The organism is Hafnia paralvei ATCC 29927 (assembly GCF_001655005.1).
Classification (GTDB): Bacteria; Pseudomonadota; Gammaproteobacteria; order Enterobacterales; family Enterobacteriaceae; genus Hafnia; species Hafnia paralvei.
In genome coordinates this window covers 85,655-102,871 of sequence record NZ_LXET01000041.1, presented here as the reverse complement: position 1 = coordinate 102,871, position 17,217 = coordinate 85,655, and the positions used below count along the sequence as shown (strand labels likewise).

The 17,217-nt window shown below is 47.9% G+C and carries 13 protein-coding genes; 5 read left to right on the top strand and 8 right to left on the bottom strand.

The annotated features are described in order from the left end of the window. Window positions 1–114 precede the first annotated feature (114 nt). Together M988_RS10885 and M988_RS10880 are read left to right on the top strand one after the other, a co-directional pair. Complete coding sequence (locus M988_RS10885; protein ID WP_039187704.1) at window positions 115–771, top strand: fumarylacetoacetate hydrolase family protein; 657 nt, start codon at window positions 115–117, stop codon at window positions 769–771. Between the two features lie 106 nt (window positions 772–877). Then, window positions 878–1,333, top strand: a complete 456-nt coding sequence (locus M988_RS10880) for a YcgN family cysteine cluster protein (protein ID WP_004090188.1) — start codon at window positions 878–880, stop codon at window positions 1,331–1,333. A gap of 619 nt (window positions 1,334–1,952) precedes the next feature. Here the strand turns inward: M988_RS10880 and uspF are convergent. From uspF to nhaB, 4 genes are all read right to left on the bottom strand, one after another. Then, complete coding sequence (gene uspF / locus M988_RS10875) at window positions 1,953–2,384, bottom strand: universal stress protein UspF (protein WP_008813327.1); 432 nt, start codon at window positions 2,382–2,384, stop codon at window positions 1,953–1,955. Between the two features lie 397 nt (window positions 2,385–2,781). Then, window positions 2,782–2,973: a hypothetical protein gene (locus tag M988_RS10870; protein WP_008813328.1), complete on the bottom strand. Its 192-nt coding sequence runs from the start codon at window positions 2,971–2,973 to the stop codon at window positions 2,782–2,784. 229 nt (window positions 2,974–3,202) lie between these two features. Further along, window positions 3,203–3,733, bottom strand: coding sequence for a disulfide bond formation protein DsbB (gene dsbB, locus M988_RS10865; RefSeq protein ID WP_008813329.1), 531 nt, complete (start codon window positions 3,731–3,733; stop codon window positions 3,203–3,205). A 110-nt stretch (window positions 3,734–3,843) separates the two neighbouring features. Then, window positions 3,844–5,421, bottom strand: coding sequence for a sodium/proton antiporter NhaB (gene nhaB, locus M988_RS10860; protein WP_064574128.1), 1,578 nt, complete (start codon window positions 5,419–5,421; stop codon window positions 3,844–3,846). 245 nt (window positions 5,422–5,666) lie between these two features. Between nhaB and M988_RS23260 the strand changes: the two genes are divergently transcribed. After that, window positions 5,667–5,798: a hypothetical protein gene (locus M988_RS23260; RefSeq protein ID WP_004090179.1), complete on the top strand. Its 132-nt coding sequence runs from the start codon at window positions 5,667–5,669 to the stop codon at window positions 5,796–5,798. 70 nt (window positions 5,799–5,868) lie between these two features. On the opposite strand, the gene M988_RS10855 is transcribed toward M988_RS23260, so the two are convergent. Both M988_RS10855 and M988_RS10850 read right to left on the bottom strand, forming a co-directional pair. Next, the gene (locus M988_RS10855) at window positions 5,869–6,174 is read right to left on the bottom strand and encodes a YbdD/YjiX family protein (RefSeq protein ID WP_074388446.1); all 306 of its coding nucleotides are present in this window, start codon (window positions 6,172–6,174) and stop codon (window positions 5,869–5,871) included. A gap of 25 nt (window positions 6,175–6,199) precedes the next feature. Then, on the bottom strand, window positions 6,200–8,266 hold the full coding sequence (locus M988_RS10850; protein ID WP_064574123.1) for a carbon starvation CstA family protein: 2,067 nt from the start codon (window positions 8,264–8,266) through the stop codon (window positions 6,200–6,202). Between the two features lie 384 nt (window positions 8,267–8,650). On the opposite strand from M988_RS10850, the gene M988_RS10845 reads away from it, so the two are divergent. After that, window positions 8,651–9,955 (top strand): NAD(P)/FAD-dependent oxidoreductase, encoded by a 1,305-nt coding sequence (locus M988_RS10845; protein ID WP_008813333.1) that lies wholly within the window; start codon window positions 8,651–8,653, stop codon window positions 9,953–9,955. 332 nt (window positions 9,956–10,287) lie between these two features. Then, a complete protein-coding gene (locus M988_RS10840) occupies window positions 10,288–10,827 on the top strand; it encodes a glycine zipper 2TM domain-containing protein (RefSeq protein WP_064574118.1) in 540 nt (179 codons plus the stop codon). Between the two features lie 54 nt (window positions 10,828–10,881). Here the strand turns inward: M988_RS10840 and mfd are convergent, their stop codons facing one another. Both mfd and M988_RS10830 read right to left on the bottom strand, forming a co-directional pair. Then, window positions 10,882–14,343, bottom strand: coding sequence for a transcription-repair coupling factor (gene mfd, locus M988_RS10835; RefSeq protein ID WP_039187709.1), 3,462 nt, complete (start codon window positions 14,341–14,343; stop codon window positions 10,882–10,884). 301 nt (window positions 14,344–14,644) lie between these two features. Next, entirely contained in the window at window positions 14,645–17,203 is a 2,559-nt protein-coding gene (locus M988_RS10830; RefSeq protein ID WP_064574113.1) for an autotransporter outer membrane beta-barrel domain-containing protein, read from the bottom strand. Window positions 17,204–17,217 lie beyond the last annotated feature (14 nt).

The window sequence follows — 17,217 nt, the reverse complement described above, 5'->3', positions numbered from 1 at the left end:
AAGGACGATAGATGCTGAAGTGCGGTTGGATACACGGCCTAAGTTTCAGTCATCCACATCCTTTTGGGTAACGTAGCGATGTTATCGCGTTGTGTATGACCACAGGAGAAGGCTATGTATCAACACCGTGATTGGCAGGGGGCATTACTTGAGTTGCCTGTCAGTAAAGTTGTTTGTGTTGGCAGTAACTATGGCGGCCACATCAAAGAAATGGGGGGAACTCAGGCTGCAGAGCCTGTTTTATTCATCAAGCCTGAAACCGCCTTGTGTGATATTCGTCAGCCTGTTGCGATTCCCAAAGACTTTGGCTCTGTACACCATGAGATCGAGTTGGCCATTCTGATTGGCACGCCGCTGAAGCAGGCAAGTGAAGATCGTGTCGCACGGGCAATAGCGGGGTATGGCGTTGCGCTTGATCTGACGCTGCGCGATGTTCAGGCTGAATGCAAGAAAGCAGGGCGGCCTTGGGAAAAGGCGAAAGCCTTTGATGGCTCTTGTCCGATCTCTGGCTTTATCCCAGAAGCCGAGTTTGGCGATCCGCAAAACACCGAACTTGTTTTGAGCATTAACGGCAGTGTTCGTCAACAAGGCAGCACGCGCGATATGATTACGCCTATTTTGCCACTGATCAGCTATATGAGCCGCTACTTTACGTTGCGTGCTGGCGACATCATCTTAACGGGCACACCTCAAGGCGTCGGCCCTTTAGTGTCTGGTGATATGCTCACGCTATCCGTCAACGGTAATTCATTGAGTACCCGCGTTATTTAGCCCAGCAAGTCCTTACTAGGCCTCGTTTTAGTAAGGACAAAACTTGCATCTCATCGCCAAAGCGTCTATATAGTCCAGCCCAACTGTAATTATCGGACATACAAGCATGACAACTCTCCCTTTCTGGCAGGAAAAAACATTAGCTGATATGAGCAATGATGAATGGGAATCACTTTGTGATGGTTGTGGGCAGTGCTGTCTGCATAAGTTACAAGATGAGGACACGGATGAGATTTATTTTACTAACGTCGCTTGTAATCTGCTCAACATTAAAACCTGTCAGTGCCGCCACTATGAGCGTCGCTTCGAGTATGAAGAAGATTGCATCAAGTTAACCCGCGAGAATCTCGAAACCTTCGAGTGGCTCCCGCCTACCTGCGCCTATCGCATGGTTCATGAGGGTAAAGATTTACCTGAATGGCATCCGTTAAAAGTAGGGTCTAAAAAAGCCATGCATGCAGAACGGATATCAGTCCGTTATATCGCGGTGCGTGAAAGTGAAGTCAATGATTGGGAAGAACATATTATGAACAAACCATTTTGGGCGACGAATGGCGAATAATCCTAATCAATTTAGTTAATTGCATCGAATGCCCAACGCCTAAAAAAACCACCAAGTGTGGTTTTTTTGTTTTTTAAATCTAAGCCATGCCAATTGTTGCTCATTTTATCAAAATAGAGACTTGTCTGAAAATAGTCTTCAAATATTGATTGAAAGAATATCTATCACTACGATAAGTCTTAGCAAAGAAATTTTAAAATTAGCAAAGGCGATTACGTGAACTATAAAATTAAACATATGTATTTATTATTAGCTTTAGGTTCGCTGTTTACGGTCGTTCTGGCTGCATTCATTAGTGTATGTTCCTCTGCCTTTTAGCTATCACTCAGTGCTTCTATTCCCCCAACTGAAAAAGTAAACCCCCTGATAGACCTAATACGTGTTAGTTAAGCCTGATTTTAGGGGAAGGCTCCCCGATGTGGTCGTAGCAGCATTAGCTGCCAACAACGTTGCAGGGAGCAAAGTTGAACAACGCTTTAGCGCTGACCCCAGAGCGTGGAACACATGGATGTGTTCCATAACCGCCCCGCGGTATGCTAGCCCCGTGTATCTCGATCTCTTAAATGAACAGTATTACCGATAGACGAGGCTTTTTACTTTTATTGAAGGTTTGCTGTGGTTAGCGAACGACCAAAACCGAGCACTTAGCATGGCGAACCACGGCCGCTGCATTCGAGCCAAGAAGGTAGGTTCGGGTACTCGGACGATGAGAGCCGATGACAATCAGATCGGCATTAATGATATCGGCCAGTTTCAATATTTGTTCTTTCGGTGACCCCATAACCGCATGAGTGGTTGCTCTGTCTTCGGGAATATTAAATTCTTTGGCCGTCTTGATAAGGGCGTCATTGGCTGCTTTCAGGATATCTTGTTTATCGACGGCGGCCGCATAGCCAAATCCAAACGCGGAATAGTACGGTGAAGAGGGAATGACAACCACAAAGTGAATATGAGAATCAACAAGTTTTGCAAGTTGCTCAACGTGAGGAATTGCCTGACGTGTCAGCTCAACTTCAGTGATATCAACCGGAACCAGAATAGTATTATACATATGGCCTCCCGTTTTACTTTTGAGGAAAATATCTTCTTTAATTTAACAACCCTGTTTGAAATATAGAGTGATTGATATCTTATTCTATGAATAAATAATCCGTTGCTCACGGAGTGAAATAAATAGGCCATTAATTATTTTACTGGTTATCTTGATGAGGATTTTATTTTCGTACTCTATTTTCCTATAAATATCAGGGTGCTTGAAATAAATGGTTTGTTATAACGATGAGATATAGTCGCAAACACATGGTTACCGCAGTTGTTGAATGAAGATGCTTACTGCGTCCTTACGACGTTGTTGCAAAAAATCATGTCATTAAACAGCCATGCCGTTAAAAGCTTCGCGATGAGTTTTTCACCGTGAAGCTAGTGATTTTTATTGGATAAGCAAGCCGTTACAGATGTTGCAAACGTTCCACAGAGATGATGTGCAGATCTTTAGCACTGGCGTTAAGGTATTGGGCCACATCAATCAGTGCAGCTTCTAAAACTTCCCCATCGGTTTTATTTAGCGTTGCCTGCCCATTCATGATGAAATCATGTGTTTGATTATTGGATTTATAAATTACCTTGAATTGATGCATCATTGTTTAGCTCCCCAGTGGTATTGACCCAGTCATATTCTCTCTCGTTATGTATAGACTAGAGGGCGGAGTGGGGGGATTCAAGGTGGGTGATTAAATAAGTCGACGTCGATCTGGCAATTCATATGACCAAGTGTTTTTCACATGATTTGCGCATTGCTAACAAACCTGTAGCAGGTGGCATAAAAAAAGCACCCAGCGGGTGCTCTTATGAGATAGTCAGGTTATTGGCTTAACGTCCGAAAAGATCGCGACGCTTTGGCTTAACGAATTGAGCAATTAACACTAAAACCGCAACTACTAGGTAAGCGGCAAAAATGCCTACCAGCCACTGTGGCATTTCCAAGGTTAAAAATTCCCATTGGCGCACTGAGCAATCGCCGCTTGCAGAGAAGATAGCCGGAGCCCACTTATCTAATGGTAACCATGATGGGAATGAAACGAAGAAATCGCAGGTGACAAATGGCGAAGGGTGCAGCTGAATCATGGTATGTTTCCATGCCAGCATGAGGCCTTCATAAGTACTGTAAATCCACAGTAAAATAGCGACAAAACGTAGAGGCGTTTTAGGTGCAATGGCGCCAACAATTCCTGCGCCCATAATCCCAAACAACGCACAGCGTTCGTAAATGCAGAGCACGCAGGGCTTCAACAGCATAACATGCTGAAAATACAGTGCGACTAACTCAAGGATGAGTGCCGTCACGGCTAAGAGAATCCAAGCCCCACGTCCACGAGAACAACCATTTAAATATTGCAACATATCTGTTCCATTCCATGCCACAGCAAGATGAGCGCAGTGTAAACTATATTGTCTTGCCTGCCAGCCATTTGATTAAAAAACTAGTGATTGTTACGGTGCTATTAAGCGACTTAATGAACACTCGGGAAGACCTCATTGACTGGTGGTAAAGACAGCCAATGCCACTGGTAAAATAGTTGAGTCATCGGTTCTAAGGTGAACTGAACACAGGCTAAGCCGACCAGCGTCATGACAATGGTGTAAGGCAGTGCCATCCATACCATTCGACCGTATGACAAACGAATCAGTGGTGAAAGCGCCGATGTTAATAAAAACAGAAACGCGGCTTGACCATTAGGTGTTGCAACCGAAGGTAAGTTGGTACCGGTGTTGATCGCGACAGCCAACATTTCGAATTGCTTGAGTGATATCACGCCAGACTCTAGTGCCGCCTTTGCCTCATGAATATACACTGTGCCAACGAAGACGTTGTCTGAAATCGAAGAAAGTAGGCCGTTAAAGAGATAAAACAGCGTTAACTGATGCTCAGGCGAGGCCTGAAGTACAAAGTGAATGACAGGTGAAAACAGCTGTTGATCGATAATGACGGCTACTACGGCGAAGAATACGGTCAATAGTGCAGTAAACGGCAACGACTCCTGAAAGGCTTTACCAATCGCGTGCTCATCCGTAACACCGCAAAAAGCGGTCGCTAATACGATAACACTAAGACCGATCAAACCAACCTCCGCCAGATGGAAAGCGAGCGCGAAGATCAACCAAATACCAATGAGCGCCTGAATAATCAGCTTTTGGCGCTCCTGACGTGTACGCTTGCGAGTGGCGTTTTGATCATATTCGCGTAGTACCTGTCGAACGCGTTTAGGCAAGCGAGCACCGTAGCCAAAGACTTTAAAACGTTCGACTAAATAGCAGGTCAGCACACCACAAATAAAGACGGGAACGGTCACGGGAGACATACGTAGCAAGAACGATACAAAATCCCAATCGGCGCTTTTAGCAATAATTAGGTTCTGTGGTTCACCAACCATGGTCATTACGCCGCCGAGTGCAGTACCTACGCCAGCATGCATCATCAGACTGCGCAAAAAGGCGCGGAACTGATTCAGGATAGCGCGACGCCCCGCATTTTGCAGATGGCTATCATCATTGAGAGAAAGCGTGCCGGTCGTACCTGACGCGACGCTGTGATAAATCCCGTAGAATCCAACCGCTACGCTGATCACCACAGCAATCACCGTTAGTGCATCCAGAAATGCCGAAAGAAAGGCTGCAGCGATACAAAAGGCCAATGATAAGGCGATTTTTGAACGAATGTTCAGTAATAGCTTGGTAAATACATAAAGCAGCAGCTGCTTCATAAAGTAGATACCCGCCACCATGAAGATCAGCAACAGCAACACTTCGATATTCGCGGCGACTTCATGTTTGACTTTATCGGCTGTGGTCATCCCAATGATGATGGCTTCAAATGCCAACAGGCCACCCGGAAGTAGAGGGTAGCACTTTAGCGCCATCGCCAGCGTGAAGATGAATTCAGCCACCAGCAGCCATCCCGCGGCGAAGGGGCTAACATAAAAGAAGACCAGAGGATTCAACAGCAGAAAAATGACAATAGCAACTTTGTACCAGTCTGGTGCGTTACCAAGAAAGTTTTTGCTGAAGGCCTGAGTAAATGTGGTGTTCATAACAACTTAGCACCTAAAAAATAAACAAAAAATGGAATATTTTAATACGAACACCTGACTATACTCTTTTTGCGCAATGACGTAAAAGTAGACCGTGCTGAAAATAAGTCCTTTAAAATCATTTTATTATTGTGGTTTTTTATCTGGTGATTTTAAGGCCATACAGAATATACGCATGCCGAGATAATTTACCTGCGTACATAACCCCGTTATACTGGCGTTATTGATCCAAAGGGGTATTTGCTATGAACGAAGATATTTTTGATTTTGACATCGATGCACAACTTGAGCAGGCTGAAAAGCGTGCACAGGAAAAAGCGAACGAAGTGCCGGTCGAACTGAATGATGAAGCTGACTGCGAAGGCTGCAAAATCTGAATTCAAATTGAGATGAAAAAAGCACCGAGAGATAAGATCTCCGGTGCTTTTTTTTATCTGATTATCCGCGTTAGCAAGGGCACTTGCCTAGTTTGCCGCCTTGACTTGGGAAACGGGCTTCTAAGCAGTAGCGATGAAACTCGCGTTCGCTCATTGGCGTTAGCTCGGGATGATGTAGTTGCTGATGCCGCAGATAGTTCTGGTAGTCCTGAATGCCAACCATCAAGCGAAAACTTTGTGCAACCCGTCGCAGCGTCAATTTTGCCCATTGCCATGCTGATGTTGGCTGAGATTCACCCAGCGAAAGCGGTAAACAGCGAGTGATAGTCATCCCCGGTTGTGCTTGTCTCTTCCATGGCAGCCCGGTTTTAATCATCATGCTAGGGGTGTGGTGCAGTTTTTCAACCATGCGATCTTTCCTCACGCAATGCAGGAGTTGTTTCATGTACCGTTGGTTTATTAGAGTCCAACGCCCGACGAATCACGAAGAAAGCGGAAATCAACATGGTGACGGCAACTAACATAAAGAAGCCGCATAGTGCAGCGTTGATGTAGTTGTTCATCACGATGGTTTCCATGTCTTTGATCGTTTTGGCCGGTGCAATCAATGTGCCTGAGTCGATACCCGCTGAAAAACGTTTAGCCTGTGCCAAGAACCCAATGCTCGGTTTCTCATGGAAGATCTTCTGCCAGCCTGCAGTCATTGAAGTCACGAACAGCCATACCGTTGGCAAGATAGTGACCCACGAGTAGCGCTGTTTCTTCATTTTAAACAACACCACCGTACCCAAAATCAGTGCCATTGATGCCAACATCTGGTTACCAATACCGAATAATGGCCACAGGGTATTAATCCCGCCTAGAGGATCGACCACGCCTTGATAAACGAAGAACCCCCAGCCTGCAACGGCAACCGTCGTTCCTGCGAGGTTACCAAACCATGAGCGGTTGTTGGCCAAGCTTGGGATAGCGACACCGACCAGATCTTGCACCATAAAACGACAGGCACGGGTGCCCGCGTCAACGGCGGTCAGAATAAATAGGGCTTCAAACAGAATGGCGAAGTGATACCAGAATGCCATCATGGCACGGCTGTTAAAGACCTCGGTAATAATGTGGGCCATGCCGACAGCAAAGGTTGGTGCGCCACCGGCTCGGGAAAGAATGGAGTTTTCCCCGACATCTTTCGCGATCATCGCCAGCGTTTCAGGTGTGACGACAAAACCCCAACTGTTGATGACCTGAGAGGCATTCTCGACCGTAGTACCGATCAAGGCCGCCGGTGAGTTCATGGCAAAATATACGCCAGGGTCGATAACCGAGGCACAAATCAGTGCCATGATGGCAACGAAGGATTCCATCAGCATTGCACCATAGCCGATGAAACGAATGTGGCTTTCACGTTCGATTAATTTTGGTGTGGTGCCGCTGGAAACCAATGCATGGAAGCCTGAAATGGCACCGCAGGCAATAGTAATAAACAGGAACGGGAACAAGCTGCCGGAGAAGACTGGTCCAGAACCGTCGATAAAGCGAGTGACCGCCGGCATTTTCATTTCTGGTGCAGCGAAGACTATGCCCACGGCCAAACCAGCAATCACACCGATTTTCAGGAACGTAGATAGATAATCGCGTGGTGCCAACAGCAGCCACACAGGGAGTACCGATGCGATAAACCCATAGATTACCAATACCCACGTGAGAGTCGTGCCATGCAGGGTAAAGAAGGGACCCCAGTAGGGATGCATCGCAATATCGCCGCCATAGATAATCGCTGCCATCATCAGTACAAAACCAATAATAGAGACTTCAGCGATTTTGCCTGGGCGCAGATAGCGCATATATATGCCCATGAATAGCGCAATCGGAATAGTGGCTGCGATGGTGAATAGCCCCCAAGGGCTATCCGCCAATGCTTTGACGACCACCAGCGCGAGAGCCGACAGGATAATGATCATGACCCCCAATGCGCCAAGCATTGTGATGACTCCGGCGAAAGAGCCAAGCTCCTGCTTAGCCATTTCCCCCAGTGAACGTCCATCGCGGCGTGTTGAGATAAAAAGCACTAAGAAGTCCTGCACCGCACCCGCCAGCATGACGCCAACTAAGATCCAGATCGTTCCTGGTAAGAAACCCATCTGAGCGGCTAGAATGGGTCCTACTAAAGGCCCCGCACCGGCGATAGCCGCAAAGTGATGACCAAAGAGCACCCATTTATTGGTCGGAACGTAGTCCAAACCATCGTTATGGCGCTCTGCGGGAGTTAAACGGCGATCGTCGAGTTCAAAGACCTTTTCGGCAATGAACAGGCTGTAAAAACGGTAGGCAATGCTGTAACAAGCGATGGCGGCAACCACTAGCCATACCGCATTGATATGTTCACCACGGCTCAGTGCTAGCATGCCAAAAGCATAAGCACCGATTAACGCCACCAATAGCCAAATCAGGCCGGATCGGACGTTTTTCATTGTACGGCTCCTTCGTATAGGGGAGAGGTATTGATTTATTGTTGTATAAGAGGTTTGGAGACCAAGCTCGCATGGTTAAATAAAGGTTAAAATTCGGTCTTTGTCATGTTGATTAATCAAGCAGGCGATAGAAGTGTGAGGCTGGTCTGATTTGTAATGATTACGTTGAAAAATGACGCAAATTTGTGAGCTTGCGATACATATCGCCCAAGGAATAAACATAAAAATTGATGTGCATCAATTTTGGTATGACCAAATAACCTGTCGTGGTATTCTTTCCTCAGAGAATTAAATCAACCTGCGTGAACCGTACGTAAATTAAGGGTATTGGTTATTTACTGTTAATTAACTATTGGTTTACATTTTTTACCAAGGGAGAAGGCTTTGAGCGCATCTAAGAAAAAAATCGTGATTGTCGGCGGTGGTGCGGGCGGTCTCGAGCTGGCAACCAGTCTAGGTCACAAACTGGGCCGTAAAGACAAAGCGGAAATCATCTTGATTGATCGCAACCATAGCCACTTGTGGAAACCTTTACTGCATGAAGTTGCCACCGGATCGTTAGACGATGGTGTTGATGCGCTGAGCTATCTGGCCCACGCACGCAATCACCACTTTACCTTCCAGCTCGGTTCGTTAACCAACATCGACCGCGCCGCACAGCAGCTCACGCTGGCTGATATTCGTGACGAGCAGGGCGAAGTTTTGGTTCCACAGCGCGAGTTGTCTTACGACATTCTGGTCATGGCTCTTGGCAGTACGTCGAACGACTTTGGTACGCCGGGCGTGAAAGACAACTGTATCTTCTTGGATAACCCGCATCAGGCTCGTCGTTTCCATAACGAAATGCTGAACCTGTTCTTGAAGTTTTCAGCGCAGAAGGACAAAGCGGCGAAGGTTAACATCGCGATTGTTGGCGGTGGGGCGACCGGCGTTGAGCTGTCTGCGGAATTACACAATGCGGTGAAACAACTGCATAGCTACGGTTTTGAAGGGTTAAGCAGTGAGGCATTGAATGTGACGCTGGTTGAGGCCGGTGAACGTATTCTGCCTGCACTACCTCCGCGTATCTCGGGCGCAGCCCACAATGAGTTGACGAAACTGGGCGTTCGCGTACTGACAAAAACCATGGTGACCAGCGCCGACAAGAATGGCTTGAATACCAAAGATGGCGAATTTATTCCGGCTGATCTGATGGTTTGGGCTGCTGGGATCAAAGCGCCTGATTTCATGAAAGATATTGGTGGGTTAGAAACCAACCGTATCAACCAGTTGGTGGTTGAACCGACGCTGCAAACGACTCGCGATCCGAATATCTTTGCAATCGGTGACTGCGCGTCTTGCCCACAGCCGTCCGGTGGATTTGTACCGCCACGCGCACAGGCAGCGCATCAGATGGCATCACGCTGCTATGCCAACATTTTGGCGCAGCTTAAGGGCGGTAACATGAAACCTTATATCTATAAGGATCATGGCTCATTAGTTTCGCTATCCAAATTCAGTACCGTAGGTAGTCTGATGGGTAACCTCATGCGGGGCTCAATGATGGTGGAAGGGCGTATTGCTCGTATGGTGTATATTTCACTGTATCGTATGCATCAGATTGCACTCCATGGCTACATCAAAACAGGTTTGATGATGCTGGTGGGTGGGATCAACCGAGTGATTCGTCCACGCTTGAAGTTACATTAATAGCTTAACCCTCTGAGTAGCGACAAACGGCTCCCAAGTGGAGCCGTTTGTGTATCTCGTATTTCACTTATTTCCTTCCAGAAAGAACGCTATCTGATGATTGTTAGACTATCGCCGATAGGAACTTTCCCAAACAATGGGTTTGGGCTTGTTTGGTTATGTTGTCTGATTGTTACTACGAATATTCCTATGCACACTACCTGTATATAAATTTGGTGAAGCACGCACACCGAGCGAAAGAAACGACAAACTTTTGCATCGTTATGAGCGTATGACGTTAATCAACACGACGTTTATAAATATTGCGTGAGTATATTCAGGAGGAGTGCCCTGTGAATAAATCAATGTTGGCAGGTGTGGGTATTGGGGTTGCAGCGGCGCTTAGCGTAGCTGCGGTGGCAAGTCTAGACGTTTTTAGTACCGGTCCACGTTATGCGCAGGTGTTATCAGCAACCCCGATTCACGAGTCAGTGAAGACCCCGCGACAGCAGTGCCGCAACGTAACGGTCACGCATCGCCGCCCGGTACAGGATGAGAACCGTATAGCGGGATCGGTACTGGGTGCGGTTGCGGGCGGGGTACTAGGCCATCAGATTGGTAACGGACGCGGCAAAGATGTGGCTACCGTTGTTGGTGCGTTGGGTGGGGGATATGCGGGTAATCAGGTTCAAGGTTCAATGCAAAACAACGATACCTACACGACAACTCAGCAGCGTTGCTCAACGGTCTATGACAAATCGCAAAAACTGCTCGGTTATGACGTCACCTATAAGATTGGCGATCAGCAGGGGCGAGTTCGGATGGATAAAGATCCTGGCATCCAGATCCCCGTCGACCGCAATGGTCAACTGGTGTTAAATCAGAGCGTGTGATAATTCGGTAGCACAGAATCAAACGGGGTATATATTTATACCCCGCGGTGTGATTTAAACTCGATGCTCGGTAAATTCATTCAGCAGAGAGCCAATAAATTCCAAACGAGCCTTACGTTCGCTGAGATCGACAATAAACTTCAGCTTAGTGGGTCCATCTAAGCGGAAGATTTGCGGTTTCTTCTGCAACAGACCAATTAGGAACATGGGGTCAACGTGGTTTTTCTCGCTGAACTCAATAAACCCGCCTTTGTCATTACCTTCGATCCGACGAATACCCAGCGCCATGGCATCCAAACGCAGCTTCGCGCTTTGCAGCAGATTGCGCGCTGCATCTGGCAGCAAGCCAAAGCGATCGATCAGCTCAACTTTTAGCTCTTCCAACTGATCGTCATTTTTCGCGCTAGCAATGCGTTTGTAGAATGACAGGCGCGTGCTGACGTCAGGAATATAGTCATCCGGTAGCAGGGCTGGCATGCGCAGCTCAACATCGGTTTGATTGCTGGTGAGATCCTCGAGTGAAGGTTCTCGCCCCTCTTTCAGTGCATCAACGGCGCTTTCCAGTAATTCCATATACAGAGAGAAACCGATGGTCGTCATCTGTCCGCTCTGATCATCTCCCAACAGCTCGCCTGCACCGCGGATCTCTAGATCATGGGTGGCTAAAGCAAAACCTGCGCCCAAATCTTCCAGAGAAGCGATGGCCTCCAAGCGTTTTTGCGCATCGGTGGACATGGCCTTTGGCGGCGGCGTCAGTAAATAAGCATAGGCCTGATGGAATGAGCGACCAACGCGACCACGTAGCTGATGCAGCTGTGCTAAACCAAAATGATCGGCACGTTCGATAATGATGGTATTGGCGCTTGGGATATCAATCCCTGTTTCGATAATGGTCGTACACACTAAAACGTTGAAACGCTGATGATGGAAATCATTCATTACGCGTTCAAGTTCGCGCTCACGCATTTGCCCGTGGCCAATCGCAATACGCGCTTCCGGCACCAATTCTGCTAAACGCTGAGCCGCTTTTTCAATATTCTCGACGTCGTTATAAAGGTAGTAAACCTGTCCACCACGCGTGACTTCACGCAGAATGGCTTCGCGAACGACTAAGCTGTCATATTCACGCACAAAGGTTTTTACCGCGAGGCGACGCGCCGGCGGAGTCGCAATAATCGACAGATCACGCATACCACTCATTGCCATATTGAGCGTTCGCGGTATTGGTGTTGCAGTGAGGGTTAGAATATCCACGTCGGCACGCATGGCTTTGATGCGCTCTTTTTGACGCACGCCAAAGCGGTGTTCTTCATCGACAATCAGTAGCCCCAGATCGCGCCACTGCACATCGGCCTGTAATAGCTTATGAGTACCGATCAGAATATCGACTTTACCTTCTGCGGCATCTTGCAATACCTGAGTTTGCTCTTTTGCGCTGCGGAAGCGGGAAATCATCTCAATGCGAACCGGCCAGTTGGCGAAACGGTCGCGGAAGTTGTCGTAATGCTGCTGTGCAAGCAGCGTGGTAGGCACTAGAACCGCGACCTGTTTATTGTTGTGTACCGCGAGGAACGCGGCGCGCATGGCCACTTCGGTTTTTCCGAAGCCAACGTCGCCGCACACCAAACGATCCATCGCTAGCGGCTGACACATATCGCTGAGTACGGCGTTAATGGCCATGCTCTGGTCAGGCGTCGTTTCAAATGGGAAACTCTGGCAGAACATTTGATAAGCCTCGCGATCTTGCTTAAAGGCGAAGCCGGGTTTAGCCGCACGCATGGCATAGATATCAAGCAGCTCGGCGGCCACGTCTCGAACTTTTTCTGCGGCCTTCTGACGTGCTCTGGTCCACGCATCGCTGCCGAGTTTATGCAGCGGCGCACTCTCATCGGCTCCGCCAGAATAGCGGCTAAGCAGATAAAGTGAGGATACGGGCACATACAGCTTAGCATCACCGGCGTAGGTCAGAATGAGATACTCACCTTTGATCCCGCCGGCTTCTAGCGTAGTCATTCCGCCGTAGCGGCCTACACCGTGTTCTAAGTGCACCACCGGCTGGCCGATGCTGAGTTCTGCCAGATTACGGATTAGGGTGTCAGTATTGATGGTGCGTCGGTTGTCTTGGCGGCGGCGGCTAACGCGCTCGCCGAGCAAATCGCTTTCGCAGATCAGTGCGAGTTTGAGCTCGGGATTGATAAATCCATGCTCGCACGAGCCCTGCATGATATAGATTTTTCCCGCCTCAGCATCTTCTATACGGCTGATAAGTGAAGGGCTAATTTTGATGCGAGCCAGCAATTCGAGCATGGTTTCGCGTCGGCCTTCACTTTCTACCGAGAAAACAATGGCATCCTTAGTGCTTTCAATGAAGCGTCGCAGGTTATCTAGCGGGCTTTTATTTTGTGCCTGAACGGTCAACTCTGGTAAAGGTTGATAGTTTAGGTTGGTATTAGCCGCTTTTTTATCCAACTTGTCGGTTTTTAGTTGAACACGCGGCCACTTTTTCAGCGAAGAAAAGAGCTCGTCTACACGTAGCCAGAGTTTATCCGGTGTTAACAGCGGACGCATGGGATCCACGCGGCGGTTTTCATAGCGCTGATTCACATCTAGCCAGAAACGCTCTGCCGAAGCCTCAAGCTCACCGGTATTAATGAGCAATGTGCTAGCAGGAAAATAGCTAAACAGCGGTGGAAGCTCCTGACTAAAGAACAGCGGCTGCCAATATTCAATACCTGCTGGCCATATGCCTTTACTCACCTGTTGATAGATATGTTCAGGGTCACGGCGGACTTCAAAATGCTCACGCCATTGGCTGCGGAAGAGTTCAATGGCGGTTTGATCGGTTGGGAATTCATGCGCGGGCAGCAGGTTGATGAATTCAACTTCGTTCAATGTACGCTGGGAATCAACATCGAATACGCGCAGGCTGTCGATTTCGTCGTCGAAGAAATCGATGCGATAAGGCTCGTCGCTACCCATGGGGTAGAGATCGAGCAATGCGCCACGAGTCGCAAACTCGCCGTGTTCCATGACCTGATCGACGCTGCGGTAACCGGCTTGTTCGAGCTGGCTACGCAACTTATCCCGTGATAATAGCTGACCTTTTTGCATCACAAGCGCATGACCATGCAGGAATTCATGCGGGCATACACGCTGCATCAGGGTATTTACCGGCAGGATAAATACCCCACGCTTCATGGTGGGTAACTGATACAGGCTAGAGAGGCGCGCTGAGATAATATCTTGATGCGGTGAGAAACTGTCGTAGGGCAGCGTTTCCCAATCAGATAGAGTGGTCACCATCCGCGAAGTAAACTGCTGGATTTCATCGCGCAGGCGCAATGCTGATTGGATATCGGAAGTGATCAGCACCACTGGACCAGTGTGCTTTTCGGCGATTTGCGCACATTCCAGCGCACAAGCAGAGCCCGTCAGCTGACCTAAAAGCCGTACATCGCCCGCTTTGGCCGGTAGCGTATAACGCTCAGGTAACGTGAATTGGTATTGTTCAGACATAAATCGTTAGTCAGTCTCTGTAGCTCTTTTGGCGCGTCGCCTCATCAGGCACCGCAGTTCTGAGCTTTATTATCCTTTATCACTTTTCTTTGGCAACAGCAGAGTAGGGTATTTGATTTAAAATTATTAAAAACAAATGGTTATATTCATTTTTATTTTCATTTGCTGAAATTATCGGCAGATTTGAGGGGAGTTAATGCTAAAGCGGTGAATTAATAACCAAATAACAATAAAGAATAACCATGAAAGAAATATCCCCGACTCTCCAAAGAGTCGGAGATATTGAGAGTCATGCGATAGATTAAAAGTTAATGCGGAAACCGACATTGCCCATCAACGGTGATTCAACATGCTGTCCGTTGCGGTAGTTTGCCTCGGCGTACAGCGTGGTCGTGGACGTCACTTGAACGTTTACGCCTGCGCCATATTTACCTGCGTTACCGGAGAAATCATTGTTGAAATCGTTATTTCGATTAATCGTTACGTTATTGGACTTAATGAACTCGCGCTCAACGGCGACACGAATGTAAGGTTTGATGTCTGTGCCATTCGATAAGGAGAATTGGGTTCCGAAAGTGCTACCGATCTCCGCCTTCGCCGAGCGATTATTATCGATGTTCGCCTTCATGCCGTTATTCAGCGTAATGTCTTTGCTTTCAGCAATGAAGTAGGAAGTGCGTAAATAAGGTTCGGCAAACCAAGTGTCGGCAAAACTGTAGTGATAACCGGCTTCTAATGCACCACCGATAGCATTCTGATGATAATCACTGCGGGCTGAGCTGCCAGATGTCATTCTGGCGTTGAGTGAGTTGCTAAAACGGTTAGCTTTTAACACACCATCAATGTAATAGCCGCTGTTGTCGAAATAGGTCAGGTAGGCCCCGATGCTATAGCTGTCGATGCTGCTATTACCCCCGCGTGCGTGTTTCAAACTATTGTCACTGTATGAGGTGAACGCACCAGCCAGCAAATAACCGGACTCTAAGGTAAAGACCTTGTCCCCACCGATCTCGAAGCCATTCTGTTGCATGCGGTAGGCCGCATTATTTGTGCTTTCGACGTGAGTGTTGTTGGTCAAGTATCGACCCCAAATCCCCGCGTTTTGTCCTTTACTCGCGTTAAGGTCACCTTTACGGAATCTTAGGCTCTGCAGCTCGCCATCAAAAATAAATTGATTTGCAGAGGCCATGCTAAGCACCGCGTCGGTTGACGGTGTCGTCTGGGGTTTTGGTTGTGGCTCCGGAGTGGGTTCCGGTTCTGGGGTAGGTTCAGGTTCCGGAGTTGGATCGGGATCGGGGGTTGGATCGGGATCGGGGGTTGGATCAGGGTCAGGAGTCGGGTCTGGGTCGGGTGTAGGTTCAGGATCTGGCGTACTGGAGAAATCAGAGCCCAAATACCATACGTCGCCGTGCATGCCATCCTTATCCGCTTGCTTTTTAAGCGTGTACATATAGGTGCCGCCATCCACGGCAGCAATAGTATGCCCTGAGAGAGACGCCAGACTGAAATGGGCTCCACTGCTTTGATCATTAATTAGATTTAACGTTGTATTGCCGGGATCGGTGATCTCTTTGCCTGAGTCCTGTACTACGACCTTATGATTGCCACTGCCGTCAGCTATTGTTAAGAAATCACCACGCCCTTCCTGAATACTGCTGTTGAACAAAAAGTTAAGATTGCCTGAGAGCTTATCTACGTTTAAGTGTGAATGGGTGTCAGCGTTAGCTTGAGAGAATATAACGTTCCCATTGCCTTGCAGAATTCCAATATGGGCGCCTTGAGTATCACTTCCGTTGGCAAAAATCTGAACAGCGGTGTTTTCACCATTCAAATTAACTGATTCAGCATAAGCTTCAGCATCCTGGTCTTCGGCAATGATATTTAATCGGCCTTGATTGTTTATCTGAGTCTCACCGAGCAACTGAGCCGTATCCCGCAGGGTGGTGCTGGCGTTATCATTGATGGTGACATTTTCAGCCGAAGAACTGGCATAAATATATTGTTCAGCATGATCAAAAAGCTGGGTGTCAACAGCAGATGAACCCATCAAAATATGCTGTGTCCCATCGAGGTAAACCTGCGTATGCTGAGCAGTGCCACCTAGAGGGTTAGTTTCGGTGGCGGTAAGAATTTGCGAGCCACCATACACGTGTGTATTTGTGGCAACGCCGCCAGTAGTCACATATTGAGTACCACCATCGTTGATAGTCGTGTTATCAGCCTGACCCTCTAAGCGAACCTGCTGTGTGCCTCCCGAGTTGATCAGCGTATTTTGTGAGGTTCCTTTTTGCTGTACGAACTCGGTTCCCCCATCATTGATAATAGTTCCCTGGGATTTCCCCTCTAGATAAACAAACAAACGCCCACCTGCATTCACACTGTTGTCAATGGATTGCCCGCCGTCCACCTTGTTTTTATAGACGTAAACAGTACCACCATCGATCTGAGAGTCTCGCAAGGTTCCGCTTTCAACAACACGGATTAATGCACCTGATTTGATTATGATATTGGTGGCATTTGCTGGCGCATCTGCAAAATAATCATCCCAAGCTATCATTGGATCTTTACCAATCCAGACTTCTGCACCATCGTTAACCGTAGAGTCTTTCAAGTAGCCCACGACGCTAAGCTTACTGCCTGCCAGAGCGTTAAGATTGATACCGCTACCTGCGTAGCCAGGGCCTGCGCCGATTTCGTAGCATTGATCTGCGCCTAAGTCGCCGCTGATGGTGCTATCGCCACCCCAAGTCACATTAGGGCGATCGCCACAAAATGTAGCCGCACTGGCTTGGTTCGCATACCCCGCTAAAGAGAAGGCTTGAATTAAAGAGAGCGCAATGAGAGTTATTTTTTTATCCATGAAAATATTCCCTG

What these genes read in the sequence shown, in the direction of transcription:
- M988_RS10830 (WP_064574113.1), bottom strand. Translation starts at nt 17,203, where the DNA reads ATGGATAAAAAAATAACTCTCATTGCGCTCTCTTTAATTCAAGCCTTC.
- uspF (WP_008813327.1), bottom strand. Translation starts at nt 2,384, where the DNA reads ATGTATAATACTATTCTGGTTCCGGTTGATATCACTGAAGTTGAGCTG.
- M988_RS10880 (WP_004090188.1), top strand. Translation starts at nt 878, where the DNA reads ATGACAACTCTCCCTTTCTGGCAGGAAAAAACATTAGCTGATATGAGC.
- dsbB (WP_008813329.1), bottom strand. Translation starts at nt 3,733, where the DNA reads ATGTTGCAATATTTAAATGGTTGTTCTCGTGGACGTGGGGCTTGGATT.
- M988_RS10870 (WP_008813328.1), bottom strand. Translation starts at nt 2,973, where the DNA reads ATGATGCATCAATTCAAGGTAATTTATAAATCCAATAATCAAACACAT.
- M988_RS10855 (WP_074388446.1), bottom strand. Translation starts at nt 6,174, where the DNA reads ATGATTAAAACCGGGCTGCCATGGAAGAGACAAGCACAACCGGGGATG.
- mfd (WP_039187709.1), bottom strand. Translation starts at nt 14,343, where the DNA reads ATGTCTGAACAATACCAATTCACGTTACCTGAGCGTTATACGCTACCG.
- M988_RS23260 (WP_004090179.1), top strand. Translation starts at nt 5,667, where the DNA reads ATGAACGAAGATATTTTTGATTTTGACATCGATGCACAACTTGAGCAG.
- M988_RS10850 (WP_064574123.1), bottom strand. Translation starts at nt 8,266, where the DNA reads ATGAAAAACGTCCGATCCGGCCTGATTTGGCTATTGGTGGCGTTAATC.
- nhaB (WP_064574128.1), bottom strand. Translation starts at nt 5,421, where the DNA reads ATGAACACCACATTTACTCAGGCCTTCAGCAAAAACTTTCTTGGTAAC.
- M988_RS10885 (WP_039187704.1), top strand. Translation starts at nt 115, where the DNA reads ATGTATCAACACCGTGATTGGCAGGGGGCATTACTTGAGTTGCCTGTC.